This window comes from Pseudomonas sp. AAC, from assembly GCF_000725445.1.
Classification (GTDB): domain Bacteria; phylum Pseudomonadota; class Gammaproteobacteria; order Pseudomonadales; family Pseudomonadaceae; genus Pseudomonas; species Pseudomonas citronellolis.
The window spans coordinates 441184-465657 of the sequence record NZ_KL647100.1 but is presented as its reverse complement, the minus strand read 5'-3'; the positions used below and the strand labels follow the sequence as shown (position 1 = coordinate 465657).

Here is a 24474-nt window from a genome sequence, read left to right as displayed (position 1 = left end):
TCGTTGAAATGAATCCGCCAATCTGCAAAATGACGGAGCTATTCCAGGCAATTCAACCAATGGATTCGACAAAATGACGAGAAACGCCGATGCGGCCCTGCTCAGCCTCCTGCGCGCCAATGCCCGCGAGTCGGTTTCCGAACTGGCGCGCAAGCTCGGGGTGTCGCGCTCCACGGTGCAAAGCCGGATCGAGCGCCTGGAGCAGCAGGGCATCATCAGCGGCTATTCGATCAAGGTCGCCGACAGTTACGCGCAGTCGCTGGTGCGCGCCCACGTGCTGGTGACGGCGCTGCCCAAGCTGTCGCATCAGGTGGTGCAGGCGCTGGAGAAGATCCCCGAGGTGAAGACGCTGCACTCGGTGAGCGGCCAGTTCGACATGATCGCCATCGTCGAGGCCCTGTCGATCCGCGACCTGGATGCCTTGCTCGACCGCATCGGCGCACTGGACGGGGTGGAGCGCACCATGTCGTCGATCGTTCTCTCCACCCGCATCGACCGCTAGGGCCGCAATGGACTCCCGCTATTGCCCGGCATTGGCTATTCGGCGGCCCCGCAACGGCGGCTAAGGTATCTGCATTCCCGCAACCGGCGGGCCCCACTGGAGAGAGACATGAGTGCACGTATCGAATGGGCCGGGCAGTCCCCCAGCGCCTACAAGGCCATGCTCGGGCTGGAGCAGGCGCTGGAGAAGTCCGGCCTGGACAATGGCCTGCTGGAGCTGATCCGCCTGCGCGCCTCGCAGATCAACGGCTGCGCCTACTGCGTGAACATGCACGCCGACGACGCGCGCAAGGCCGGCGAGAGCGAGGCGCGCCTGCAGACCCTAAGCGTCTGGCGCGAGACCAACTTCTTCAGCGCCCGCGAGCGCGCCGTGCTGGCCTGGGTGGAAAGCCTCACCCTGCTGGCCGAGAAGCACGCCCCGCAGGCGCAGTTCGACGCCCTGCGCGAACACTTCAACGACACCGAGATCGTCGACCTGACCCTGGCCATCGCCACCATCAACGCCTGGAACCGCTTCGGCGTCGGCATGGCCATGGTGCCCTGAACAGCCGGCTGCGGGCCCTCGTCACCCGGAAAAGACGATTTTCCGACGCGAGGTGAGTGGAAAGGGCATGAAGGAGGGCTTTCCCAGAGGCTTTCGGCATAAGTCAATAGGCCGGAACGGGCTGCTGAGATCGTTTCGGCATCGGCCTTATAGGAAAACGGTCAATGGGCGCGTCAAGATATTGCTAGCTTTACAACTTGGAGCGCCAAGTTTCTGTTTTATAAAGTTTTTCAAAAAAATGGCGCCAAGGAAGGGAGCATGCTCGAAGTAGCGTCGAAACGGCGTCGCCTGCTGGTGGTCGATCCCTGCGATGACTGCCAGCGATTATTGCCCGGGCTCCGGGCAGCAGGGTGGGAGGTAGACAGTTGCGGGCTCGACGTGGCGAGCGAACGCAACTGCGACGTCGGCCTGCTGCGTCTGCATCCGCAACACCTGGAGCGCCCGGAGTCGGTGAAGGACCTCATCACCCGCAGCGGCACCGAGTGGATCGCGGTGCTCAGCCCGGACGCGTTGCCCATCCAGGAGGTGGGCGATTTCGTCTGCGAATGGTTCTTCGATTTCCATACCCTGCCGTTCGACGTGGCGCGGGTGCAGGTCACCCTCGGCCGCGCCTTCGGCATGGCGCGCCTGCGCGGGCGCGGCGGCACCTACCACAGCCTGGAGCACCAGCACGAGCTGCTCGGCGAGAGCCGCTCGATGCAGGAGCTGCGCCGCCTGCTGGCGAAGTTCGCGCCCACCGAGTCGCCGGTGCTGATCCGCGGCGAGAGCGGCACCGGCAAGGAGCTGGTGGCGCGTACCCTGCACCGCCAGTCGCGGCGGGCCAACCGGCCGTTCATCGCGATCAACTGCGGGGCCATTCCCGAGCATCTGATCCAGTCCGAGCTGTTCGGACACGAGAAGGGCGCCTTCACCGGCGCGCACCAGCGCAAGATCGGCCGCTTCGAGCAGGCCAACGGCGGCACCCTGTTCCTCGACGAGATCGGCGACCTGCCCCTGGAGTTGCAGGCCAACCTGCTGCGGGTGCTGCAGGAGAAGCAGATCGAGCGCGTCGGCGGCAGCCAGCCCATCGCCGTGGACGTGCGGGTGCTGGCGGCCACCCACCTGGACCTGGAGAACGCCATCCGCACCGGCAGCTTCCGCGAGGACTTGTACTACCGTCTGAACGTGCTGCAGGTGTCGACCCTGCCGCTGCGCGAGCGCAATGGCGACCTGGCGCTGCTGGCCAACCACTTCGCCCACCTCTATAGCGTCGAGACCGGCCGCCGCCCGCGGCGCTTCAGCGACGACGCCCTGGCGGCGATGGCCGAACACGCCTGGCCGGGCAACGTGCGCGAGCTGGCCAACCGCGTGCGCCGTGGCCTGGTGCTGGCCGAAGGCAGGCAGATCGAGGCCCGCGACCTGGGCCTGGAGCGCCAGCGCGGCGGCTCCGGCAAGGTGCCGCTGGTGACCCTGGAGGAGTACAAGCTGGGCGCCGAGCGCCAGGCCATGTGCGACGCCCTGGCCCGCCACGGCGACAACCTGAGCCTGGCGGCGCGCATGCTGGGCATCTCGCGGCCGACCTTCTACCGCCTGCTGCACAAGCACCAGCTGCGCTGAGCAGGGTGCAGAAACGACAACGGCCCCGAAAGGGGCCGTTGTCGTATGCGGGGTTCAGAAGTAGTAGGGGAATTTGACGCTGAAGCTGAAGTCCGGGGCATCGGGGCTGATGCCGATGGACAGGTTCGGCACTATGGTCAGGTTGTTGCTCCAGGCGTAGGTCAGGCCCCAGTTGAAGTAGGCCGCGTTGGCGTCGCTGTCGGTGATCGACTGCCAGTCGCCGCCGTCGGGCTTGAGCTTGCTCTTCTGCGAGATCAGGTCGGAGAAGGAGAACGACATGCTGGTCCTTTCGTTCAGCGCGAAGGCCACGCCGGCGCCGACCTGGAACCAGTCGCCCAGGTCCACCTTGCCGCCGAGCTTGGTGCCCTGCTGCGGGCTGATGTCGCTGAAGTCGCGCTCGAAGTTGTGGGTGTAGCTCAGGCTGGCGAAGAGCACCGCCGGGTCGACGGTCTTGACCAGCGAGATGCCCGGGGTGACGGACCAGACGCCGTTGCCGGTGGGCAGGTCGTCGGGCACGTTGAGGCTGTCGTTGTCCGGCGCGCGGACCAGCTTGATGCCGTAGGGGTCCTTGCCGGTGGGGGCTTTCACCCGCAGGCTGAACACCGCGTCCGGACGCGACTCGGTCTCGTCCATGAACTTGTAGGCGATGCCGAAGTTGACGTCGCCCAGGGTCGGGTCGCGGTCGACCTTCTCGTCGGTGGACTGCGCGGTGGAGTTGCCGGCGCCGGCCGAGGAGTAGGTGCTCTCGCGGTAGACCACGGGCACGTTGATGTCGAACTGCCAACGGTTGTTCCAGTTGTAGCGGCCGGTCAGGTCCAGGGTCCAGTTGTCGGCCTTGATGTTGTCCACGCCGATGTTGCCCAGGAAGATGGTGTCCAGCGCCAGGAAGCCGTTGAGGATCAGCTGCTTGGTGTCGTAGTGGGTGTAGGTCAGGCCGGTCTCGAAGCTGAAGGCGCCGTTGCCGAAGAAGCCGCTGGCCTCGTCGTAGAGGTTCTCCACGCTCTTGGGCGGGTTGTTGCTGTCGTCCTTGAGCGATTCGCCGTAGGAGCTTCCGGTGCCCGGCGGCGTCGGCTTGTTGGTGGCAGTGACCAGGCGCTTGGGCTGCGCCGGGGTCGCCGCCGGCTGTTCCTCTACCTGGCGAACCCGCTGCTCGAGCACCATGAGCGCTTTCTGTTGCGACTCGTAGCGTTGCTTGAGCTCGATGAGTTCCTGTTTCAGAGCCTCCACCTCGGCCTCCGTCGCAGCATGGACGAAGGCCGAGGGGAGCAAAGCGGATACACAGATTGCAGTGCGAAGCGTGAGCGATCGGTGCATGGCGCGCTATCCCTATCTTTATCGTTTGGGCACTACTTCCGCCACTGAGCGTAGATCACATTCCCATGGATCGCAGACCCTTGAGCTGGTCGAGATTGCAATCCAGCGCTCCGACGGAAGGTGCGTTGTTACGCAGGACCACGTTCAGCTGGGTAAGGTTGTTGACCAGGTTGCTGCTACCCAGCAGGTTGGTGGCCTGCACCAGGCCGCCGGCCCCCAGTTGCTGGAGGCTCGAGCCTTGGCCGTTGGCATTGATCGCCAACTGGATGTTCCCGTTGCCGGGGGACACGGTGACGGTGCCGGCGCCGTTGCTGGCGCTGACCGGGCCGTTCAGGGGCGTGCCCTGGTTGCTTGCGGCGGGCGCCTGGTCGGCTTCGCTCACGTTGATGCCGACATTGTTGTAGGCGGTGTTGTAGTCACCCGCCGAGCGTGCGCTCTGGGTGACACCCTGGGTCTGGTTGAGCCCCGCGCCACCGACGATGCTGCCGGTCGCGGCCGAGGGTGTGCCGCCGTTGCCGGTTTCCTTGGTGGTGGTGACGTAGAACTGCGGTTTGATGGTGGATTCCTGGATCTGCATGCTCACCTTGGCGCCGATGTTGTCGCCGACGGCGTTTTTCCAGGTACTGCTCATGACGATGCCGAAGCTGATGATGCGCCCGGGCATGACGTAGCGGCCGCGCAATTGGGCCAGCTCCTGGTCGTGCAGCTCGATCGGCCGGAAAATCTCGGAGGCCTGGATCGGCAGGCTGGCCACCAGGCAGGCGGTGGCGAGCAGCTGAATGGTTCTCATCGTTCGCTCCCCGAGAGGATCCCACCTCTCGTTATCGTTTGGCTCACAGGAAGTCGCTCTGGATGAATCCGAAATCCATGAGCTCCGCGTCCTTGACGGGGCGGAAGGTATCGAGGCGGTTCTTCGCGGTCAGGGGTTCCGGCGGGCTCATCAGGGCGTTGGCCCTGTCATAGCCGGGGCCGATGATGGCGAAGATGATGCCGTTCCAGCCCTTGAGAAAATCTTCTTCCGTGTAGCGCTTGTGGCCGAGCACGGGGTCGCCCACGTAGACATGGCCGTTGTGCGTGCGCTGCAGCACGACGAAATGCTTGTAGCCGCGCACGTCCAGCAGCACGATCACTGGAATGGTCAGCTTCTCCAGGGAGGAGACCGGGATGCGGTAGCCGCGGGCCCGCATGCCGATGCTTTCCAGGTAGGTCTTCATGTCCAGCATGGAGAAGCCCTGGGTACGCACCAGTTGGGGGTCGGCCTTGACCAGCATGCCGCGGATGACGAACTCCTCGTCGACGTCGAGGTTGTAGCCGGTGCGCAGGATGGTGGCCAGTGCGGCGGCGCCGCAGCTGAAGTCGGTCTTCTGCTCCACCAGGTTGCTGAAGCGACGTTCGCGGATGCTCTCCACGTGCTTATAGGCCAGCGTGCCCCCGGGCAGTATGGCGAAGGGCAGCTGCGCGGCCTGGAGCAGGCCGGAGCAGAGTGCGAGGAGCAGGAAAGCGAGCGTGCGCATGATCGTGACGCCTATGCCAGCGCTGAGAAAGGGGAGGCTCCGTTGCCGGAGCCTCCAGGTACAGCACGATGTCGCTTAGAAGCCAGTGACTGCGCCAGTGCTTACGCAAGCCTGGCAACCGGCGGCGATGGACAGCGAGTTGCTCTGTTGGTTGCCGACGCCGGCAGCAACGTTCACGCCTACGTTACCCGACACGCCGTTGAGCGAGCTGTTGATGGAAGCGTTGTTCACGACCGGGTCCTTCCAGCCGCTGGGAACCAGGACCTGATAGGTAGCCTGGCCACGCAGATCGATGGAGCCCGACTCGCTGAAGTACAGCGGATCCTTGTCCACTTTGTTGCGGTCGTTGTCTTTGTAGTCGTGATGACCACCTTTTTCCGGGTCATCCAGCACTACGCCCGAGCCATGGCCCTGATAGGTGCCATGAGCGTAGAAGCTGGACTTGAGGGTCTTGGTGTCGAAGGTGGCGATGCCCATGTTGGCTACGTTGTTGCCGCTGGAGGTCTGGCTGGCGCCGCTGTTGGCACCGGCCAGGCGCCCACCGGAAACGGCGGCGGCCATGTCGTTTTTCTGTTGGTTGTAGTTGCCGGCGGCGATGTTGATGCCGACGTTGCCCGAGGCGCCGTTGGCCGAGTTGTTCAGAGCGGCGTTGTTGGCGGTGGAGAAGTTCCAGGCAGTGTTGTTGGTGTTGGTCTGGGTCACCGAAGTGGACGCGTAGGCGGAGCCGAAGATGAAGTGTTCATCCGCGGTGGCCAGCGCGGCGGCATTGGCCTGCTGGTTCATGTCGCCAGCGGCGACGTTGGCCCCGACGTTGCCCGAAGCGCCACCCAGGGAGTTGCTGACACCTGCGGTGTTCTTGGTCCCCTGGTTGATGACGTTGTTGTCGTAGCTGTTCTGGCTATCGGTAACGGTAGCGCTGGCGCCGGCCTGAATCCGCGGGTCCTTGTACGGATCGTACTGCTGTTGGCCGTGATGGTTGTCGTGGTCATGGCCGTGGCGACGGTCACGATCATGGTCATTGCCTGCGTAAACACTTACAGCCATGACTGCCGTAACAGCGAAAACCAGAGGCTTGAGGGCCATTGTAGGTTTCATGGTGTATCTCCTTGCATTTAGTGTGCTTAGTGTTTCTGGTTGTTGGCGTGGGTCAATCTGCGACCCGGATGCTCAAGGTATTGGCAATGCGATTGCCGATACCGGCACTCTGGCTCACCTGGACCACCCCCCGGCTGCCGGCGAATGCCTGGTCGCTGGTGACGACCTGCCGACTGCCCATGGTGGAACCGGCTGGGCCGGAGTTCTGGGACAACGTGATGTTCTGCTGCGACAGCACGTTGTCGTCGACGCTCTGAGGCACCGCGGTGACGCTGATGCTCATGGCGTTGACCTGTTGGTTGGCGGTACCGGCGGCCTGGTTCACGCCCAGGGCGCCGCTGCCGTTGGAGAACGAGTTGCCGGTGATCGAGGCCTTGGCGGCCTGGCTCGGGTCGGCGGTGGTGATGACGGTCTGCTGGAACCGGGTGCTGGCGCCGCCGCTGGTGCCGATGGCGATGGCGCGGCCGTTGGCCTGTTGCTGTTCGTCGCCGGCGGCCTGGTTGACGCTGGCCACGCCGTTGTAGCCGCGCCCGGCGTTGTCGATGCTGGCGTTGTTCACCAGCTGCGGGTCGGCGGCGAAGGCGCTGGAGCAGCAGAGCAGGGCGAGAAGGGGCAGGCGTGCTTTCATGTCAGCGATCTCCCGTCAGCATGCGCAGCGGCGACAGGCCCTGCTGCACGGTGCGATTGACCGAGTTGGAGATGCCGGCGCCACTGCCGCCGCCGCCACCCAGGCTGCCGGACTGCAGCGTCTGGTTGACGCCGTTGTCCATGCCCACCAGGTTGCCGCCCGGGAGAATCCGCTGGGACAGGCTCGAACCGCTGGTGACGCGGGCGAACTCGGCGTCATCCAGTTCGGCGTTGCCGACCTGGCGGTTGATCTGGGCGGAGATGTTCGGATTGACGGTGATCGGATTCGGATCGGGCACCATGGTCGGGCGGGTGGCGACCCGTGGCTGTACGGTGCGCTGGATGACGATGGTGCCGTCACCCGCTTGAACCGTCGGCGGCAACGCAGCAGCGGTCATGCAGGCGAGGGAGGCGAGCAGTCCGACGATCCTTGAGTCGATGTTCCCCATGATGGCGATCCCTTCTGGTGCGCTGTGCCCTAAACAGCAGTACCGGGATGGAGCAGAAGCCGTGCCGCTTTTGCTTATCGCTTGAAATTCATGGGCTTACGAATTACTGACAGAAACCTCTGAGAGAAACCTGTTTCGCCGTTGAGACAGAAGGGCGGGTGGCCATCCCCACCAAAAGTGGGGCAAGTCCTCTGGAATGGGGCTTTGCGTGCAGGCGTATCATTGTTGAAACAGTTTTTCGTGATGCCATCGTTGTTTGCGTCATTCCTGAGGCTGAGCACTCTCGGGCTGTTTCAGGGCTGATACATGATGGCCACTCAGAGGGGCTTTTGGTACGAATGTGCACTTTTCATTTCAAGGGTTTAGCGACGGGAATGGAAGTGTTAAGGGAATGATCGCGAGCGCTGCCTGTCTCATTCCACCGCCTGTTCGCGGCCAGGGCCGAAGGATGGATTGCGCTGATGCGAGAAATTTTCGTTACACGCTGACCCGCGGCAGCGCAATGCAGTAGCATGCCCAGCCTTTCGTCGGGCCCACCAGCGGGGCCGGATGGCTGCACACAAAACAGAAGAAACACGAAAAATGCGCCTTCGGGGGAAGCAGTATGGAGTTTTGGAATGCCTTTCAGGCGTTCGTCCTGGGAGTGGTCGAGGGGCTGACCGAGTTCCTGCCGGTGTCCAGCACCGGGCACCAGATCATAGTCGCCGACCTGCTGGGCTTCGTCGGTGAGCGGGCCCAGGCCTTCAACATCATCATCCAGCTGGCCGCCATCCTGGCGGTGGTCTGGGAGTTCCGCGGCAAAATCCTCGAGGTCATCTGCGGCCTGCCCAGCCAGCCTCGCGCACAGCGTTTCACCGTCAACCTGCTGGTCGCCTTCTTCCCCGCCGTGGTGCTGGGCGTGGCCTTCGCCGACCTGATCCACCACTACCTGTTCAACCCCATCACGGTGGCGGCTGCGCTGGTGGTCGGCGGGGTAGTCATGCTCTGGGCCGAGAAGCGCGAGCACCGCATCCGCGCCGAGAGCGTCGACGACATGACCTGGAAGGACGCCCTGAAGGTCGGTTGCGCCCAGTGCCTGGCGCTGGTCCCCGGCACCTCGCGCTCCGGCGCCACCATCATCGGCGGCCTGCTGTTCGGCCTGTCGCGCAAGGCGGCCACGGAGTTCTCCTTCTTCCTGGCCATGCCGACCATGGTCGGCGCCGCCGTCTATTCCGGCTACAAGTACCGCGACCTGTTCCAGCCCAGCGACCTGCCGGTGTTCGCCGTGGGCTTCGTCACCTCCTTCATCTTCGCCATGATCGCCGTGCGCGGACTGCTGAAGTTCATCGCCAATCATAGCTACGCGATGTTCGCCTGGTACCGCATCGGCTTCGGCCTGCTGATCCTGGCGACCTGGCAGTTCAGCCTGATCGACTGGAGCAGCGCCGCTCCCTGAGGCCGCGCGGATGAACATGGAAAAGGACGGCGTCATCAGCCGCTGGGACGACGACAAGGGCTTCGGCTTCATCCGCCCGCGCGCCGGCGGCGAGGAATTCTTCCTGCACATCTCGGCATTCCGCGGCGACCGCCGGCCCCAGGCCGGCGATGCGGTGCGCTTCGTCGCGGGTTCCGATCGCCAGGGCCGCCCGCGCGCCGAACATGCGCGCCTGGCCGGGCTGGCCGTGGACCTGCCCGAGATCCGCCGCAAGCCGGCGGCGCCTGCGACCCGCGCCAAGGTCCGCAGCGGCCGGCAGATCGCCGAGCCGTCCCGGCCGAACGGCTGGGGCAGGGCGCTGGGCTGGCTCGCCGCCTTGCTGCTGTTGCCTGCGGTTGGCGCCGGCCGCCTGCTGCTCGCCGGCGCCGCGCCCTGGTGGCTGCTGGCCTACCCGCTGTTCAGCCTGGTCGCCTTCTTCGCCTACTGGCGCGACAAGCGCAGCGCCGAGCAGGGCGCCTGGCGCACGCCGGAACAGACCCTGCACCTGCTGGAACTGCTGGGCGGCTGGCCGGGCGCCTTCCTGGCCCAGCGCCTGCTGCGCCACAAGACGCGCAAGCCCAGCTACCAGTTGGTGTTCTGGGCGATAGTGCTGCTGCACCAGGTGTTCTGGCTGGACCGCCTGCTCGGTGGCGTGCTGCTGGCGCGGGTACTGCCGGCGTTCTGAGCCGCCTTACAGCGGTTCGTCGCTGCGGCCGAAGCCCTCGGCCAGGTAATCGATCAGCGCCCGCACCGCCGGCAGCAGGCCGCGCCGGTGCGGGTACACCGCCTGGATAAAGGCCGCCGGTTCCTGCCAGTCGGGCAGCACCCGCACCAGTTGGCCGCTGGCCAGTTCTTCCAGGCAGTAATAGAGGGGCAGGGTGGTGATGCCCAGGCCGGCCAGCGCCACGTTCTTGCGCAGGTTGAAGTCTTCCGCCGCCAGGCGCGCTTCCAGGGCCAGTTCACGGACTGCGCCGCCGGGGCCGTGCAACTGCAGGTGCACCTTGCGGTCGTTGCCGATGGCGCCCAGCACCGGCAGCCCGGCCAGGTCGTCCGGGCCCTGCAACCGGCGGCCGCGCAGCAGCTCCGGCGCGGCCACCAGCACCGCAGCGGCCGGGCGCAGGCGGCGGGTGACCAGCGACGGGTCCTCGTCGCTGGGGGCGCGCACGCGCAGCGCCACGTCCACGCCTTCGTTGACCAGGTCGACGCGCCTGTTGGTCAGCAGCAGCTCCAGGTTGACCTGCGGATAGCTGGCGAGAAAGCCCGGCAGCATGGCGTTGAGCGACGTCTCGGCCATCGCCACCGGGCAGGACAGGCGCACCCGCCCGCGGGGCTCGGCGCTGAGCTGGGCGACCACCTCGTCGGCCATCTCCGCCTCCACCAGCATCGCCTGGCAGTGCCGGTAGTAGCGCTCGCCGATGTCGGTGAGTGCCAGCTTGCGCGTGGTGCGCTGCAGCAAGCGCGCGTTCAGGCGCGCCTCCAGCTCGGCGACGCGCCGCGACAACCGCGACTTCGGCAGCCCCAGTTCGCGGCCCGCGGCGGCGAAGCCACCGGCTTCCACCACCTTGGCGAAATAGAAGAGATCGTTGAGGTCCTGCATGGGATTGTCCTGCTGGTGGGACGATTCATCGCATTTTTGCCGACTTATCGCTCATTGGCTACATGCGTAGCATCCGTCCCATCGCTTCCTACCCCCATTCACAGGAGCCACCCCATGAAACTTCTGCACATCGATTCCAGCATCCTCGGCGACGCCTCCGCCTCCCGCCAGCTCAGCCAGGAAGTGGTCCAGGCCTGGGCCGCCGCCGAGCCGGGCGTACAGGTGACCTACCGTGACCTGGCCGCCGACGCCATCAGCCACCTGTCCGCCGCCAGCCTGGTCGCCGCCGGCACCCCGGCGGAACTGCGCGATGCCGCGCAGAAGCACGAAGCCGCCCTGGGCGAGAACAGCATCGAGGAGTTCCTCGCCGCCGACGCCATCGTCATAGGCGCGCCCATGTACAACTTCACCGTGCCCAGCCAGCTGAAGGCCTGGATCGACCGCATCGCCGTGGCCGGCAAGACCTTCCGCTACACCGAGAACGGCCCGCAGGGCCTGGCTGGCGGCAAGAAGGTGATCATCGTCTCCACCGCCGGCGGCCTGCACGCCGGCCAGCCGAGCGGCGCCGCCCACGAGGACTACCTGAAGCTGGTGCTGGGCTTCCTCGGCATCACCGACATCGAAGTGATCCGCGCCGAGGGCCTGGCCTACGGCGAGGAACCGCGCGCCAACGCCATTAAGGGCGCCCGCGCCGAGATCGCCTCGGCCTTCGCCAGCGCCTGATCCGCTGCGAGTAGAGCGACGAAGCCCCGGCAGTGCCGGGGCTTCGTGCTTTCAGGGCGTGCGCGCCGGCCGCCACAGGCCGACCTTGCGCGCCTTCGCCTCCTGTTCCTCGAAGTTGTACTGGGCGCGCTCTTCCTCGCCCTGGGGATCGTCCACCCGCCAGCGCGCCATGCCCACGGCAAGCTGCGCCCGGCCGACGTCCAGGGTATGGCCGCAGCCCGGACAGTCCGCGGGCTCCACCCATACGGCGGCGCTGAGCGCACCGGCAGCTTCCTCGCGCGGCAGCACCAGGGTGGCGCTGCGGCCCTCGGCCAGGCGCCGCAGGTTGTCCAGGGAAGCCTGGGCATAGGGTTCGCCGGCCCTGGGCGCCTCGATGCCGCGCAGACGCACATCGACGCTGCGCTCGGCCAGGCGGCAGGTCAGGCGATCGCCGCTGGCGACGGCGGTGACCTGGCAGGGGCCGTCGGACTGGGCGAGAGCGGGGAGGGAGAGGGCGAGGAGCAGGGCGGGATAAAGCGGTCGCATGGAGCCTCCTGAGGGTGTGGTTGCAGGATAGCGTCGCAATGGGGCTGTGTCGTCGGATGGTCCGGTGCGGCTGGTGGGGTGATCGCGGACAGAGTCCGCTCCTGCCGCATGAGTGAGCATGGCTTTTCGTAGGATGGTGTTGAGCGAAGCGATACCCATCAGCGCAACCGCATGGGTTTCGCAAGCTCAACCCATCCTACGAAGAGCGCCCCGGTGCGGCCCGCAAGACAGTTGCTCCTACGACCGTGCTTTCCTGGAGCCGTTCGCCTGCGGTTTGCGCATTGTGGTTCAGGGAGCCTGGTGATTGCGCTTCATGCCGAACGGTTCCCTCTCCCGCTTGCGGGGGAGGGTTAGGGAGGGGGAGCGGAGTAGAGGTTTGGCAGAGTGTGTGGGCGAAGTCCGTTGCCCTCTCCCGGAGGGAGAGGGGGCTGTTCGGAGTGGGGGGAGAATCCTGAGTCATCCTGATACGCCTCACCTTACCCCGTCATTCCCGACAGATTCACTCGGACAAGTTCATGCTAGGATGACGCCCGGCCCCGAAATCCCCGGCCCCGCCGACCTCTCCGGCGGGGCCATCCCCTCGATAGAAGGAATACCGCAATGGCTCAAGTCACCCTCAAGGGCTCCCCGATCAACGTCGACGGCAAACTGCCGCAGAAAGGCGAAAAGGCCCCGGCCTTCAAGCTGGTCGGCGGCGACCTGGCCGACGTGACCCTGGAGAACTTCGCCGGCAAGCGCAAGGTGCTGAACATCTTCCCCAGCGTCGACACCCCCACCTGCGCCACCTCCGTGCGCAAGTTCAACGTCGAGGCCAGCAAACTGGCCAACACCGTGGTGCTGTGCATCTCCGCCGACCTGCCGTTCGCCCAGAAGCGCTTCTGCGGCGCCGAAGGCCTGGAGAACGTGGTCAACCTGTCGACCATGCGTGGCGCCGACTTCCTGGCCAACTACGGCGTGGCCATCGCCAGCGGCCCGCTGGCCGGCCTGGCCGCCCGTGCCGTAGTGGTGCTGGACGAGAACGACCAGGTGCTGCACAGCCAACTGGTCGGTGAGATCGCCGACGAGCCCGACTACGCCGCCGCCGTCGCCGCGCTGAGCTGATCGCCCGCCGCAGCCCCGGCTGCCGCAGGCCCCGGATGCCGCCCCGCCCAATGGCCGGGCGGCATCTTCGTTTTTGGCGTTGTGCGGGGAGCAGCAGCCCTGGCCCTGCTGCTGTGGCAACAGTTGCGGCGCAACCTCGCCCGGGCGCCGTAACTCTCGGTAAAACAAAGGTAAATAGCGGGTAAAGAGACTTTGCCCGGCGCCTTGCTGTGCTTATCGTTCGACCCTGAAGGTATAGAAGTGTGGGCGCCGCGTCGTGGATGCGGCGCTTTGCCTTGCGCCTCGTTATCATCCCAACCTTTGGCCGCCTGATGACCGCTATGACTCCAAGCAATGGAACGCCCTCGAAACTCCGCAAGCTGCGCCCCTGGCTGATCACCGCCGCCGTCTTCGCCGCCGTGGTGGGGCTGAGCATGTGGCTGCACAAGACCAGCTCGGCGCCGGAGCCCCAGGCCGGCGGCGGGCGCGGCGCTCGCGGGGCGGCCATGGCCGGGCGCGGGCCGGGCGGGCAGGGCGGCGGCACGGCCATCACCGTCAGCGTGGCGCCGGTGGCCAAGGGCGACCTGCCGGTGCACTACCACGCGCTGGGCACCGTCACCGCCTACAACACGGTGAACGTGCGGGCGCGGGTCAGCGGCCAGCTGGTCAAGGTGCCGTTCCAGGAAGGCCAGCAGGTCAAGGCCGGCGACGTCCTCGCGGTGATCGACCCGCGGCCCTTCCAGGCGGCGCTGGACCAGGCGGTGGGCACCCTGCAGCAGAACCAGGCGCAGCTGAAGAACGCGCAGATCGACCTGGCGCGCTACAAGGGGCTGTATGCCGAGGACTCCATTGCCAAGCAGACCCTCGACACCCAGGAAGCCCTGGTGCGCCAGTACGAAGGCACCCTGCGCACCAACCAGGGCCAGGTCGACGACGCCAAGCTCAACCTCGAGTTCACCCAGGTGCGCGCGCCCATCTCCGGCCGTGTCGGCCTGCGCCAGGTGGACGTCGGCAACCTGGTCACCTCCGGCGACACCACGCCGCTGGTGGTGATCACCCAGGTCAAGCCGATCTCCGTGGTGTTCAGCCTGCCGCAGCAGCAGCTGGGCACCGTCGCCCGCCAGCTGTCCGGCAGCCAGCCGGTGCCGGTGGAGGCGCTGGACCGCAACCAGAACCTGACCCTCGCCAGCGGCGTGCTCAAGACCCTCGACAACCAGATCGACACCACCACCGGCACGGTCAAGCTCAAGGCCGTCTTCGAGAACGCCGACCAGAAGCTGTTCCCCAACCAGTTCGTCAACGTGCGGCTGCTCGCCGAGACACTGCATGGCGTGCTGACCATCCCGGCCAACGCCGTGCAGCGCGGCAACGACGGCACCTACGTGTACATCGCCGACGCCGGGAACAAGGCCAAGCGCCAGCTGGTCAGCCTGGGCACCAGCGAGAACGAGCGGGTGGTCATCACCGAGGGCCTGAAGGAAGGCCAGCGCGTGGTGGTGGAAGGCACCGACCGCCTGCGCGACGGCACCCTCCTGCACATAGTCGCCAGCGACGAACAGGCCCGCGCCGCCGCCACCGAGGAGGGCGAGGCGGCCTCGCCGAAACCCTTCGGCTCGGGCTCCCCGGCCCAGGACAGCGGTAAGAGCGAATGAACCCGTCGCGCCTGTTCATCCTGCGGCCGGTCGCCACCACGCTGTTGATGGTGGCGATCCTGCTGTCGGGCATCATCGCCTACCGCTTCCTGCCGATCTCGGCGCTGCCGGAGGTGGACTACCCGACCATCCAGGTGGTCACCCTGTACCCCGGCGCCAGCCCGGACATCATGACCTCCTCGGTCACCGCGCCGCTGGAGAACCAGCTGGGGCAGATCCCCGGGCTCAACGAGATGTCCTCCACCAGCTCCGGCGGCGCCTCGGTGATCACCCTGCAGTTTAGCCTGCAGGTCGACCTGGACGTAGCCGAGCAGGAAGTGCAGGCGGCGATCAACACCGCGCAGAGCCTGCTGCCCAAGGACCTGCCCAACCAGCCGGTGTACAGCAAGGTCAACCCGGCCGACGCGCCCATCCTGACCCTGGCGGTGATGTCCCCGGACATGCCGCTGCCGAAGATCCAGGACCTGGTCGATACGCGCCTGGCGCAGAAAATCTCGCAGATCTCCGGCGTCGGCCTGGTCAGCATCAGTGGCGGCCAGCGCCCGGCCGTGCGCATCCGCGCCAACCCCGCGGCCCTGGCCGCCGCCGGCTTGAGCCTGGAGGACCTGCAGAGCACCATCACCAGCAACAACCTCAACGGGCCCAAGGGCAGCTTCGACGGCCCGACGCGCTCCTCGACCCTCGACGCCAACGACCAGCTCAAGTCCGCCGACGCCTACCGCGACCTGATCATCGCCTACAAGAACGGCTCGCCGCTGCGCGTGCGCGACGTCGCCAGCGTCGAGGACGATGCCGAGAACGTGCGCCTGGCCGCCTGGGCCAACGACACCCCGGCGGTGGTGCTGAACATCCAGCGCCAGCCGGGGGCCAACGTCATCGAGGTGGTGGACAGCGTCAAGAAGATGCTGCCGCAGCTGCAGGCGACCCTGCCGGGCAACCTGGAAGTCACGGTGCTCACCGACCGCACCACCACCATCCGCGCCTCGGTGGCCGACGTGCAGTTCGAGCTGTTCCTCGCCGTGTGCCTGGTGGTGATGGTCACCTTCCTGTTCCTGCGCAACCTCTCGGCCACCCTGATCCCCAGCTTCGCCGTGCCGCTGTCGCTGATCGGCACCTTCGGCGTCATGTACCTGGCCGGCTTCTCCATCAACAACCTGACGCTGATGGCGCTGACCATCGCCACCGGCTTCGTGGTGGACGACGCCATCGTCATGGTGGAGAACATCGCCCGCTACCTGGAGCAGGGCGACAGCCCCCTGGAAGCGGCGCTCAAGGGCTCCAGGCAGATCGGCTTCACCATCATCTCGCTGACCTTCTCGCTGATCGCCGTGCTCATCCCGCTGCTGTTCATGGGCGACGTGGCCGGGCGGCTGTTCCGCGAGTTCGCCGTGACCCTGGCGGTGGCCATCCTGATTTCCGGCTTCGTCTCCCTGACCCTCACGCCGATGCTCGCCGCCAAGCTGCTCAAGCACATCGAGCCGGAGCAGGAAGGCCGCTTCGCCCGCGCCGCCGGGCGCTTCATCGAACGCATGATCGAGCGCTACGCCGCCGCCCTGCGCGTGGTGCTGCGCCACCAGGGGCTGACCCTGCTGGTGGCCATCGGCACCCTGCTGCTGACCGCCGCGCTCTACCTGTTCATGCCCAAGGGCTTCTTCCCGGTGCAGGACACCGGGGTGATCCAGGGCATCGCCGAGGCGCCGCAGTCGATCTCCTTCCAGGCCATGGCCAGCCGCCAGCAGGAACTGGCCAAGGTAGTCCTGGCCGACCCGGACGTGGAGAGCCTGTCGTCGTTCATCGGCGTCGACGGCAGCAACGCCACCCTCAACACCGGGCGCATGCTGATCAACCTCAAGCCCCACAGCGAGCGCGACCTCACCGCCAGCGAGGTGATCCGCCGCCTGCAGCCGGAGCTGGACAAGGTCGCCGGCATCAAGCTGTACCTGCAGCCGGTGCAGGACCTCACCATCGAGGACCGCATCGCCCGCACCCAGTACCAGTTCACCCTGCAGGACGCCGACCCCGAGGTGCTCGCCGAGTGGGTGCCCAAGCTGGTTGAGCGCCTGCAGCAGCTGCCGCAGCTGGCCGACGTGGCCAGCGACTGGCAGGACAAGGGCCTGCAGGCCTACATCGACATCGACCGCGACACCGCCTCGCGCCTGGGCGTGAGCCTGTCGAGCATCGACAGCGTGCTCTACAGCGCCTTCGGCCAGCGGCTGATCTCCACCATCTTCACCCAGGCCACCCAGTACCGCGTGGTGCTGGAGGTGGCGCCGGACTTCCAGCTCGGCCCGCAGTCGCTGGAGAACCTCTACGTGCCGGCCAGCGACGGCACCCAGGTGCGTCTGTCGAGCCTGGCGAAGGTGGAGGAGCGCCACACCCTGCTGGCGGTCAACCACATCGCCCAGTTCCCCTCGGCGACGCTGTCCTTCAACCTGGCCAAGGGCGTGGCCCTGGGCGAGGCGGTGCAGGCCATCCGCGACGTCGAGGCGCAGATGCAGATGCCGGCCAGCCTGGAAGGCAGCTTCCGCGGCGCCGCCGAGGCCTTCGAGGCGTCGCTGTCCAACACCCTGCTGCTGGTGCTGGCGTCCATCGTCACCATGTACATCGTGCTGGGCATCCTCTACGAGAGCTTCATCCACCCGATCACCATCCTCTCCACGCTGCCCTCGGCCGGCGTGGGCGCGCTGCTGGCGCTGATGCTGGCCGGGCAGGACATCGGCATCGTGGCGATCATCGGCATCATCCTGCTGATCGGCATCGTCAAGAAGAACGCGATCATGATGATCGACTTCGCCCTGGATGCCGAACGCAACGAGGGCAAGCCGCCCCATGAGGCCATCTACCAGGCCTGCCTGCTGCGCTTCCGGCCGATCCTGATGACCACCATGGCCGCGCTGCTGGGCGCGCTGCCGCTGATGCTCGCCGGCGGCGCCGGCGCCGAGTTGCGCCAGCCGCTGGGCGTGACCATGGTCGGCGGCCTGCTGCTGAGCCAGCTGCTGACGCTGTTCACCACCCCGGTGATCTACCTCTACTTCGACCGCCTGGCGCTGCGCTGGGCCAACTGGCGCAAGCGCCACGGGCTGGACGTGAACAGCCCCGACGAAGGCCTGGAGCAGGGCTGATGAACATCTCCCGCCCGTTCATCCTGCGGCCGGTGGCGACCTTGCTGCTGACCCTGGCGCTGCTGCTGGCCGGGGCGCTGTCCTTCGGCCTGCTGCCGGTGGCGCCGCTGCCCAACGTCGATTTCCCGACCATCGTGGTGCAGGCGGCGCTGCCCGGCGCCAGCCCGGAGACCATGGCCAGCACCGTGGCCACGCCGCTGGAGCGCTCGCTGGGGCGCATCGCCGGGGTCACCGACATGACCTCCACCAGTTCCCTGGGCAACACCACCGTCATCGTCCAGTTCGACCTGTCCAAGGACATCGACGGCGCCGCCCGCGAGGTGCAGTCGGCGATCAACGCGGCCATGAGCCTGCTGCCCACCGGCATGCCGAACAACCCGACGTACCGCAAGGCGAACCCGTCGGACCAGCCGATCATGATCCTCACCCTGACCTCGGACACCTACACCCGCGGGCAGATGTACGACCTGGCCTCGACCATCGTCTCGCCCAAGCTGTCCCAGGTGAAGGGCGTGGGCCAGGTGAGCATCGGCGGCTCCTCGCTGCCGGCGGTGCGGGTGGACGTCAACCCGGACCAGCTCAGCCACTACGGCATTTCCCTGGACACGGTGCGCACCGCCATCGACAACACCAACGCCACCGGGCCCAAGGGCGCCCTGGAGTTCGGCGAGCGGCACTGGCAGGTGGACGCCAACGACCAGCTGCGCAAGGCCAGCGAGTACGCGCCGCTGATCATCCACTACAACGCCGAGACCAACGCCGCGGTGCGCCTGCGCGACGTGGCCAAGGTCAGCGACTCGGTGGAGGACGTGCGCAACGCCGGCTTCTCCGACAACCTGCCGGCGGTGCTGCTGATCGTCACCCGCCAGCCCGGCGCCAACATCATCGAGGCCACCGACGCCATCCACGCGCAGTTGCCGATCATCCAGGACGTGCTCGGCCCGCAGGTCAAGCTCAGCGTCATGGACGACCGCAGCCCGTCGATCCGCTCCTCCCTGGAGGAGGCCGAGCTGACCCTGGTGATCTCGGTGCTGCTGGTGATCCTGGTGGTCTACCTGTTCCTGCGCAACGGCCGCGCCACGCTGATCCCCAGCCTGGCGGTGCCGGTGTCGCTGGTGGGCACCTTCGCCGTCATGTACCTGTGCGGCTTCTCGCTGAACAACCTGTCGCTGATGGCGCTGATCATCGCCACCGGCTTCGTGGTGGACGACGCCATCGTCGTGGTGGAGAACATCGCCCGGCGCATCGAGGAGGGCGACCACCCGATCCGGGCGGCCATCCGCGGCGCCCGCGAGGTGAGCTTCACGGTGCTGTCGATGACCCTCTCGCTGGTGGCGGTGTTCATCCCGCTGCTGCTCATGGGCGGCATCACCGGGCGGCTGTTCCGCGAGTTCTCGGTGACCCTGGCGGCGGCCATCCTGGTTTCGCTGGTGGTTTCCCTGACGCTCACGCCCATGCTCTGCGCGCGCTTGCTGCGCCGCGCCGAGCGGCCGCAGAAGGCCTCGGTGGCGCGGCAGAGCAACCGCTACTTCGTCGCCTTCATGCTGCGCTACCGCGCCAGCCTCGCCTGGGCGCTGGAGCACTCGCGGCTGATGGTGGTGATCATGTTCGGCTGCATCGCGCTGAACCTCTACCTGTTCGCCATCGTGCCCAAGGGCTTCCTGCCGCAACAGGACTCCGGGCGCCTGCGCGGCTTCGCGGTGGCCGACCAGAGCATTTCCTTCCAGGCCCTGGACAAGAAGATGGCGGAGTTCCGCAACATCCTCTCCCGGGACCCGGGGGTGGAGAACGTGGTCGGCTTCGTCGGCGGCGGCAGGTGGCAGTCGAGCAACACCGGCTCCTTCTTCGTCACCCTCAAGCCCATCACCGAGCGCGACTCCGCCGAGGCCATAGTCGCGCGGCTGCGCAAGAAGCTGGCGGAAATCCCCGGCGCCAACCTCTACCTCACCGCCGGCCAGGACGTGCGCATCGGCGGCCGGCAGAGCAACGCGCAGTACGAGTTCACCCTGCGCAGCGACGACCTCACCCTGCTGCGCGACTGGGCGCCGAAGGTCGAGGCGGTGCTGAACAAGGTCCCGCAACTGGTGGACGTCAACAGCGACGCCCAGGACAAGGGCGTGCAGAGCCGCCTGGTTATCGACCGCGATCGCGCGGCCAGCCTCGGCATCGACGTGGCGGCGGTGGACGCGGTGCTGAACAACGCCTACGGCCAGCGCCAGGTGTCGACCATCTTCAACCCGCTGAACCAGTACCACGTGGTGATGGAGGTGGACCAGCCGTTCCAGCAGACCCCCGAAGAGCTGCGCCAGGTCTACGTGATCGGCAGCGACGGCCAGCAGGTGCCGCTGTCGGCCTTCACCCACGTGGAGCCCAGCCGCGCGCCGCTGGCGGTCAACCACCAGGGGCAGTTCGCCGCCACCACCTTCTCCTTCAACCTGGCCCCCGGCGCGCTCATCGGCCCGGCCCGCGACGCGGTGATGGCGGCGCTGGAGCCGCTGCACCTGCCGCTGGAAATCCAGGCCACCTTCGAAGGCAACGCCGGCGCCGTGCAGGACACCCAGAACGACATGCCCTGGCTGATCCTGCTGGCGCTGGTGGCGGTCTACATCGTCCTGGGCATCCTCTACGAAAGCTACGTGCACCCGCTGACCATCCTCTCCACGCTGCCCTCGGCGGGCGTGGGCGCGCTGCTGACGCTGTTGCTGTTCCGCACCGAGCTGTCGCTGATCGCGCTGATCGGGGTGATCCTGCTGATCGGCATCGTCAAGAAGAACGCGATCATGATGATCGACTTCGCCCTGGACGCCGAACGCACCCTCGGCCTGTCGCCGCGCGAGGCCATCCTCGAAGCCTGCATGAAGCGCTTCCGGCCGATCATGATGACCACCCTGGCCGCCATCCTCGGCGCGCTGCCGCTGATCTTCGGCATCGGCGGCGACGCCGCGCTGCGCCGCCCGCTGGGCATGACCATCGTCGGCGGCCTGATCGGCAGCCAGCTGCTCACCCTCTACACCACCCCCGTGGTCTACCTCTACCTCGACCGCCTGCGCCACTGGGTCAACCAGAAGCGCGGCGTGCGCACCGACGGCGCCCTGGAGACTCCGCTATGAACCGCCCGAACCCATCCCGCAGCCTGCTCGCCCTGGCGCTGTGCGCGGCGCTCGCCGGCTGCGCGGTCGGCCCCGACTACAAGCGCCCCGAGCTGAGCGTGCCGGCCGCCTTCAAGGAAGGCGAGGGCTGGCGCCTGGCGCAGCCGGCCGACCCGGGCGGCCACGGCCAGTGGTGGACGCTGTACGCCGACCCGGTCCTGGACGACCTGCAGCAGCGCCTGCTCAAGGCCAACCAGACCCTGGCGCAGTCCGAGGCCTCCTACCGCCAGGCCGCCGCCCTGGTGAAGGGCTCGCGCGCCTCCTTCTTCCCGACCATCAGCGCCGACGTTGGCAAGACCCGCTCCGGCCAGGGCGGCAGTGGCAGCGGCAGCGTGCGCCTGCCCGATGGCTCCACGGTCAGCAGTGGCGGCAGCGGCGGCATCAGCAACAGCTACAGCGCGAGCCTGGGCGTGAGCTGGGAACTGGACCTGTGGGGCAAGCTGCGCCGCCAGCTGGAAGCCGACACCGCCAGCCGCGACGCCAGCGCCGCGGACCTGGCCGCCTCGCGCCTGTCGCTGCAGTCGCAACTGGCGCAGAACTACCTGCAGCTGCGCGTCATGGACCAGCAGATCAAGCTGCTCAACGACACGGTCGAGGCCTACGAGCGCGCGCTCAAGCTGACCACCAACCAGTACAACGCCGGCATCGTCACCAAGGCCGACGTGGCCCAGGCGCGCACCCAGCTCAAGAGCACCGAGGCCCAGGCCATCGACCTCAAGTACCAGCGCGCGCAGTTGGAGCACGCCATCGCCGTGCTGGTGGGCCAGGCTCCGGCCAACTTCGGCCTGGCCGCCACCGGCCAGGTGCCGAAGCTGCCGGCGATCCCGGCGCTGGTACCCTCGCAGCTGCTGGAGCGGCGCCCGGACATCGCCGCCGCCGAGCGCCAGGTGATCTCGGCCAACGCCAAGATCGGCGTGGCCAAGGCCGCCTGGTACCCCGACCTGACCCTCAGCGCCGCCGGCGGCTACCGCAGCGGCAGCTTCCACGACTGGATCGAGACGCCCAACCGCTACTGGTCCATCGGCCCGCAGTTCGCCATGACGCTGTTCGACGGCGGCCTGATTTCCTCCCAGGTGGAACAGGCCGAGGCCAGCTACGACCAGACCGTGGCCAGCTACCGCCAGACCGTGCTCGACGGCATGCGCGAGGTGGAGGACTACATGGTCCAGCTCAAGGTGCTGGAAGAGGAGAGCGGGGCGCAGAACGAAGCCCTGGACGCCGCCCGCGAAGCCCTGCGCCTGACCAGCAACCAGTACAAGGCCGGCACCGTGGACTACAACAGCGTGGTCACCACCCAGACCACCGCGCTGTCCAACGAGCGCAACGTCCTGAGCCTCTACGGCAACCGCCTGGTGGCCAGCGTGCAACTGATAGCCGCCATGGGCGGCGGCTGGGACGCCGGCCAGATCGCCACCGAAGGCGAGAAGGCGGCCAAGGCCGATTGACCCCGCCCCTCTCCGTAGGGCGCATAACGCCTACGGCGTTATCCGCCGTTTGACCTCGGTTCCCGGCGGCTCCGGGGTTGACCTGGGCGTTGGCTGTGGCCCCGGTGTATCGGCGGATAACCGCGAACGGTTATACGCCCTACGTCACGGTTCGGCGTAGGGCGCATAACGCCTATGGCGTTATCCGCCGTTTGGCCTCGGTTCCCGGCGGCTCCGGGGCTGACCTGGGCGTTGGCTGTGGCCCCGGTGTATCGGCGGATAACCGCGAACTTCAGTGCCTGAACCGCCGCGCCGTGGTGAAATTACGATCCCAATAATTGTTGCTCAACGAATCGATGCGCACCGACTTGCCGCTGCGCGGCGCGTGAATGAAGCGGTCGTCGCCCAGGTACAGCCCGACATGGCTGACCCGCGCGCCGCCATTGTGGCTGAAGAACACCGCATCCCCCGGCTTGAGCGCGTGGCGCGGCACCTGGCGGTGCTTCTGGCGGATCATTGAACGGGTGGTGCGCGGCAGTTCCAGGCCGATCTCCTTGCGGAACAGGTAGACCAGCAGGCCGCTGCAATCGAAGCCGGTTTTCGCCGAGGTACCTCCCCAGCGGTACGGCGTGCCCACCAGTTCCTGCGCGCTCTGCAGCAGGCGGTGCATGTCGCCGTCCGGGGCGCCGGGCTTCAGGCCGGGCTGCGCGCCGGGGCGGAAGAACTGCGTCAGGGCGCCTTCCTGCGCCTGGTAGCTGCGCCAGGTCGGCGCGTCCAGCAGGTCGGCCGATGTGGCCAGGGGAAACAGGCAGAACAACGACAGCAGGAAGATACGCACGACAGGGACCGCAAGGAGGTAGTGGGAGCTGCAGCCATCCTAGGTATCGGCCTACGAACGGTCAGTCGGAAAATTCATCTACTCCAGGCGGAAAGTGCCTAACACTTTCCAATGCGCCACTGGCAAGTGCGCAAGAACGTTCAAGACGGGCGACGAAGGTTTCTGCCAAGCTGGGCGCCTTACTGCCTCGAAAGCGTCATCCATGTCAGAACAACTACTTCCCTCCCGCGCCTTCCTCAAGGGCGCCATTGCCATCCTGCCGCTGTCCATCGCGGTGCTGCCCTGGGGCCTGCTGGCCGGCTCGCTGGCCATCGAGGCCGGCCTCTCGCCGCTGCACGGCCAGGGCCTGTCGGCCATCGTCTTCGCCGGCGCCGCGCAACTGGTGGCCATCGGCATGCTCAAGGGCGGCGCCGGGTTCTTCTCGATCATGATCACCACGCTGCTGCTGACCTCGCAGCACCTGCTCTACGGCATGAGCATGCGCCCGGTGATCGCCGGCCTGCCCGGGCGCTGGCGCCTGGGCCTGGGCTTCCTGCTCACCGACGAATTCTTCGCCCTGACCAGCCAGCACGACCGCGAGACCTTCAACCGCTGGTACGCCCTGGGCGTGGGCCTGACCTTCTACGTGGCCTGGAACCTCTTCACCCTGGCCGGCGTGCTGCTGGGCAGCAGCATCCCGGGCCTGGAGCACCTGGGCCTGGACTTCTCCGTGGCCGCCACCTTCGTGGCGCTGATCGCGCCGGTGGTGCGCAGCGTGCCGACGGTGGTCTGCGTGGCGGTGTCGCTGTTCTGCTCGGTGCTGTTCAGCTACTGGCAACTGGGCTCGGCCCTGGTGCTCGCGGGCCTGGCGGGCATGACCGCGGGCTTTGTCTGCAACAAGTTCGGCGGGAGGTCGGCATGATGGTGTGGGCCGTGATCATCGGCATGGGGCTGATCGTCTTCTTCAACCGCTACGTGTTCCTCGAACCGCGCCTGCCCATCCGCCTGGGCAGCAACGTCCGGCAGTTCCTCGGCTTCGCCGTGCCGGGGATGCTCACGGCCATCTGCGGGCCCATCGTGTTCCTGCCCGAGCACCAACTGAACCTGCGCCTGGACAACCCCTACCTGCTGGGCTCGCTGGTGGCGGTGGGGCTGGTGCTGTGGACGCGCAACACGCTGCTCAGCGTGCTGCTGAGCATGGGGGTGTTCTTCCTGTTGCGCTGGTGGTTGTAGCGAATCGCGGACGGAGTCCGCTCCTACATGGCGGCGTCTTTCGTAGGATGGTGTTGAGC

General features: G+C 67.0%; 22 protein-coding genes. 13 read left to right on the top strand and 9 right to left on the bottom strand.

Annotated elements, in window-relative coordinates:
• Positions 1–73 precede the first annotated feature (73 nt).
• From FG99_RS25465 to FG99_RS25455, 3 genes are all read left to right on the top strand, one after another.
• The gene (locus tag FG99_RS25465; RefSeq protein WP_009621795.1) at positions 74–502 is read left to right on the top strand and encodes an Lrp/AsnC family transcriptional regulator; all 429 of its coding nucleotides are present in this window, start codon (positions 74–76) and stop codon (positions 500–502) included.
• A 108-nt stretch (positions 503–610) separates the two neighbouring features.
• Complete coding sequence (locus FG99_RS25460) at positions 611–1045, top strand: carboxymuconolactone decarboxylase family protein (protein ID WP_043272907.1); 435 nt, start codon at positions 611–613, stop codon at positions 1043–1045.
• Between the two features lie 258 nt (positions 1046–1303).
• The gene (locus FG99_RS25455) at positions 1304–2641 is read left to right on the top strand and encodes a sigma-54 dependent transcriptional regulator (protein ID WP_009621799.1); all 1338 of its coding nucleotides are present in this window, start codon (positions 1304–1306) and stop codon (positions 2639–2641) included.
• A 54-nt stretch (positions 2642–2695) separates the two neighbouring features.
• On the opposite strand, the gene FG99_RS25450 is transcribed toward FG99_RS25455, so the two are convergent.
• The 6 genes from FG99_RS25450 to FG99_RS25425 form a co-directional block, all read right to left on the bottom strand.
• Positions 2696–3955: a coiled-coil domain-containing protein gene (locus FG99_RS25450; RefSeq protein ID WP_043272906.1), complete on the bottom strand. Its 1260-nt coding sequence runs from the start codon at positions 3953–3955 to the stop codon at positions 2696–2698.
• A 55-nt stretch (positions 3956–4010) separates the two neighbouring features.
• Positions 4011–4745: a hypothetical protein gene (locus FG99_RS25445; RefSeq protein WP_043272905.1), complete on the bottom strand. Its 735-nt coding sequence runs from the start codon at positions 4743–4745 to the stop codon at positions 4011–4013.
• A 43-nt stretch (positions 4746–4788) separates the two neighbouring features.
• Entirely contained in the window at positions 4789–5469 is a 681-nt protein-coding gene (locus FG99_RS25440; protein WP_009621806.1) for a C39 family peptidase, read from the bottom strand.
• A 75-nt stretch (positions 5470–5544) separates the two neighbouring features.
• Positions 5545–6564: a hypothetical protein gene (locus FG99_RS25435; RefSeq protein ID WP_043272903.1), complete on the bottom strand. Its 1020-nt coding sequence runs from the start codon at positions 6562–6564 to the stop codon at positions 5545–5547.
• A 52-nt stretch (positions 6565–6616) separates the two neighbouring features.
• Complete coding sequence (locus tag FG99_RS25430) at positions 6617–7192, bottom strand: hypothetical protein (protein ID WP_009621810.1); 576 nt, start codon at positions 7190–7192, stop codon at positions 6617–6619.
• A 1-nt stretch (position 7193) separates the two neighbouring features.
• Entirely contained in the window at positions 7194–7640 is a 447-nt protein-coding gene (locus FG99_RS25425; RefSeq protein WP_043272901.1) for a hypothetical protein, read from the bottom strand.
• A gap of 604 nt (positions 7641–8244) precedes the next feature.
• Here FG99_RS25425 and FG99_RS25420 point away from each other — a divergent pair.
• Complete coding sequence (locus FG99_RS25420) at positions 8245–9075, top strand: undecaprenyl-diphosphate phosphatase (RefSeq protein WP_009621814.1); 831 nt, start codon at positions 8245–8247, stop codon at positions 9073–9075.
• A gap of 16 nt (positions 9076–9091) precedes the next feature.
• Positions 9092–9778 carry a DUF1294 domain-containing protein gene (locus FG99_RS25415; RefSeq protein WP_043273017.1) on the top strand — a complete coding sequence of 229 codons (687 nt, stop codon included), beginning with the start codon at positions 9092–9094 and terminating at the stop codon, positions 9776–9778.
• Between the two features lie 6 nt (positions 9779–9784).
• On the opposite strand, the gene FG99_RS25410 is transcribed toward FG99_RS25415, so the two are convergent.
• Positions 9785–10690: a LysR substrate-binding domain-containing protein gene (locus FG99_RS25410; RefSeq protein ID WP_009621818.1), complete on the bottom strand. Its 906-nt coding sequence runs from the start codon at positions 10688–10690 to the stop codon at positions 9785–9787.
• A 114-nt stretch (positions 10691–10804) separates the two neighbouring features.
• Here FG99_RS25410 and FG99_RS25405 point away from each other — a divergent pair, with 114 nt between their 5' ends.
• Entirely contained in the window at positions 10805–11413 is a 609-nt protein-coding gene (locus FG99_RS25405) for an FMN-dependent NADH-azoreductase (RefSeq protein ID WP_009621819.1), read from the top strand.
• Positions 11414–11464: 51 nt separating this feature from the next.
• Here the strand turns inward: FG99_RS25405 and FG99_RS25400 are convergent, their stop codons facing one another.
• On the bottom strand, positions 11465–11938 hold the full coding sequence (locus tag FG99_RS25400) for a thermonuclease family protein (protein ID WP_009621820.1): 474 nt from the start codon (positions 11936–11938) through the stop codon (positions 11465–11467).
• A gap of 600 nt (positions 11939–12538) precedes the next feature.
• On the opposite strand from FG99_RS25400, the gene tpx reads away from it, so the two are divergent.
• The 5 genes from tpx (at position 12539) to FG99_RS25375 (ending at position 22386) form a co-directional block, all read left to right on the top strand.
• Positions 12539–13039: a thiol peroxidase gene (tpx, locus tag FG99_RS25395; protein ID WP_009621821.1), complete on the top strand. Its 501-nt coding sequence runs from the start codon at positions 12539–12541 to the stop codon at positions 13037–13039.
• 320 nt (positions 13040–13359) lie between these two features.
• Positions 13360–14670: an MdtA/MuxA family multidrug efflux RND transporter periplasmic adaptor subunit gene (locus FG99_RS25390; RefSeq protein ID WP_024128895.1), complete on the top strand. Its 1311-nt coding sequence runs from the start codon at positions 13360–13362 to the stop codon at positions 14668–14670.
• The gene (locus FG99_RS25385) at positions 14667–17792 is read left to right on the top strand and encodes an MdtB/MuxB family multidrug efflux RND transporter permease subunit (RefSeq protein WP_043272897.1); all 3126 of its coding nucleotides are present in this window, start codon (positions 14667–14669) and stop codon (positions 17790–17792) included. Before FG99_RS25390 ends, FG99_RS25385 begins: the two co-directional genes overlap by 4 nt.
• On the top strand, positions 17792–20902 hold the full coding sequence (locus FG99_RS25380) for a multidrug efflux RND transporter permease subunit (RefSeq protein ID WP_043272896.1): 3111 nt from the start codon (positions 17792–17794) through the stop codon (positions 20900–20902). The genes FG99_RS25385 and FG99_RS25380 overlap by 1 nt, the downstream gene beginning before the upstream one ends.
• Positions 20899–22386 (top strand): efflux transporter outer membrane subunit, encoded by a 1488-nt coding sequence (locus FG99_RS25375; RefSeq protein ID WP_043272894.1) that lies wholly within the window; start codon positions 20899–20901, stop codon positions 22384–22386. The genes FG99_RS25380 and FG99_RS25375 overlap by 4 nt, the downstream gene beginning before the upstream one ends.
• Before the next feature lie 271 nt (positions 22387–22657).
• Here the strand turns inward: FG99_RS25375 and FG99_RS25370 are convergent, their stop codons facing one another.
• On the bottom strand, positions 22658–23203 hold the full coding sequence (locus FG99_RS25370; RefSeq protein ID WP_009621828.1) for a C40 family peptidase: 546 nt from the start codon (positions 23201–23203) through the stop codon (positions 22658–22660).
• A 202-nt stretch (positions 23204–23405) separates the two neighbouring features.
• Here FG99_RS25370 and FG99_RS25365 point away from each other — a divergent pair, with 202 nt between their 5' ends.
• Positions 23406–24104 (top strand): AzlC family ABC transporter permease, encoded by a 699-nt coding sequence (locus tag FG99_RS25365; RefSeq protein ID WP_043272892.1) that lies wholly within the window; start codon positions 23406–23408, stop codon positions 24102–24104.
• On the top strand, positions 24101–24415 hold the full coding sequence (locus FG99_RS25360) for an AzlD domain-containing protein (RefSeq protein ID WP_009621832.1): 315 nt from the start codon (positions 24101–24103) through the stop codon (positions 24413–24415). Before FG99_RS25365 ends, FG99_RS25360 begins: the two co-directional genes overlap by 4 nt.
• Positions 24416–24474 lie beyond the last annotated feature (59 nt).

What these genes read in the sequence shown, in the direction of transcription:
- FG99_RS25455 (WP_009621799.1), top strand. Translation starts at nt 1,304, where the DNA reads ATGCTCGAAGTAGCGTCGAAACGGCGTCGCCTGCTGGTGGTCGATCCC.
- FG99_RS25435 (WP_043272903.1), bottom strand. Translation starts at nt 6,564, where the DNA reads ATGAAACCTACAATGGCCCTCAAGCCTCTGGTTTTCGCTGTTACGGCA.
- FG99_RS25415 (WP_043273017.1), top strand. Translation starts at nt 9,092, where the DNA reads ATGGAAAAGGACGGCGTCATCAGCCGCTGGGACGACGACAAGGGCTTC.
- FG99_RS25420 (WP_009621814.1), top strand. Translation starts at nt 8,245, where the DNA reads ATGGAGTTTTGGAATGCCTTTCAGGCGTTCGTCCTGGGAGTGGTCGAG.
- FG99_RS25385 (WP_043272897.1), top strand. Translation starts at nt 14,667, where the DNA reads ATGAACCCGTCGCGCCTGTTCATCCTGCGGCCGGTCGCCACCACGCTG.
- FG99_RS25440 (WP_009621806.1), bottom strand. Translation starts at nt 5,469, where the DNA reads ATGCGCACGCTCGCTTTCCTGCTCCTCGCACTCTGCTCCGGCCTGCTC.
- FG99_RS25375 (WP_043272894.1), top strand. Translation starts at nt 20,899, where the DNA reads ATGAACCGCCCGAACCCATCCCGCAGCCTGCTCGCCCTGGCGCTGTGC.
- FG99_RS25460 (WP_043272907.1), top strand. Translation starts at nt 611, where the DNA reads ATGAGTGCACGTATCGAATGGGCCGGGCAGTCCCCCAGCGCCTACAAG.
- FG99_RS25425 (WP_043272901.1), bottom strand. Translation starts at nt 7,640, where the DNA reads ATGGGGAACATCGACTCAAGGATCGTCGGACTGCTCGCCTCCCTCGCC.
- FG99_RS25430 (WP_009621810.1), bottom strand. Translation starts at nt 7,192, where the DNA reads ATGAAAGCACGCCTGCCCCTTCTCGCCCTGCTCTGCTGCTCCAGCGCC.
- FG99_RS25390 (WP_024128895.1), top strand. Translation starts at nt 13,360, where the DNA reads ATGACTCCAAGCAATGGAACGCCCTCGAAACTCCGCAAGCTGCGCCCC.
- FG99_RS25410 (WP_009621818.1), bottom strand. Translation starts at nt 10,690, where the DNA reads ATGCAGGACCTCAACGATCTCTTCTATTTCGCCAAGGTGGTGGAAGCC.
- FG99_RS25380 (WP_043272896.1), top strand. Translation starts at nt 17,792, where the DNA reads ATGAACATCTCCCGCCCGTTCATCCTGCGGCCGGTGGCGACCTTGCTG.
- FG99_RS25450 (WP_043272906.1), bottom strand. Translation starts at nt 3,955, where the DNA reads ATGCACCGATCGCTCACGCTTCGCACTGCAATCTGTGTATCCGCTTTG.
- FG99_RS25405 (WP_009621819.1), top strand. Translation starts at nt 10,805, where the DNA reads ATGAAACTTCTGCACATCGATTCCAGCATCCTCGGCGACGCCTCCGCC.
- FG99_RS25360 (WP_009621832.1), top strand. Translation starts at nt 24,101, where the DNA reads ATGATGGTGTGGGCCGTGATCATCGGCATGGGGCTGATCGTCTTCTTC.
- FG99_RS25465 (WP_009621795.1), top strand. Translation starts at nt 74, where the DNA reads ATGACGAGAAACGCCGATGCGGCCCTGCTCAGCCTCCTGCGCGCCAAT.
- FG99_RS25365 (WP_043272892.1), top strand. Translation starts at nt 23,406, where the DNA reads ATGTCAGAACAACTACTTCCCTCCCGCGCCTTCCTCAAGGGCGCCATT.
- FG99_RS25445 (WP_043272905.1), bottom strand. Translation starts at nt 4,745, where the DNA reads ATGAGAACCATTCAGCTGCTCGCCACCGCCTGCCTGGTGGCCAGCCTG.
- FG99_RS25400 (WP_009621820.1), bottom strand. Translation starts at nt 11,938, where the DNA reads ATGCGACCGCTTTATCCCGCCCTGCTCCTCGCCCTCTCCCTCCCCGCT.
- tpx (WP_009621821.1), top strand. Translation starts at nt 12,539, where the DNA reads ATGGCTCAAGTCACCCTCAAGGGCTCCCCGATCAACGTCGACGGCAAA.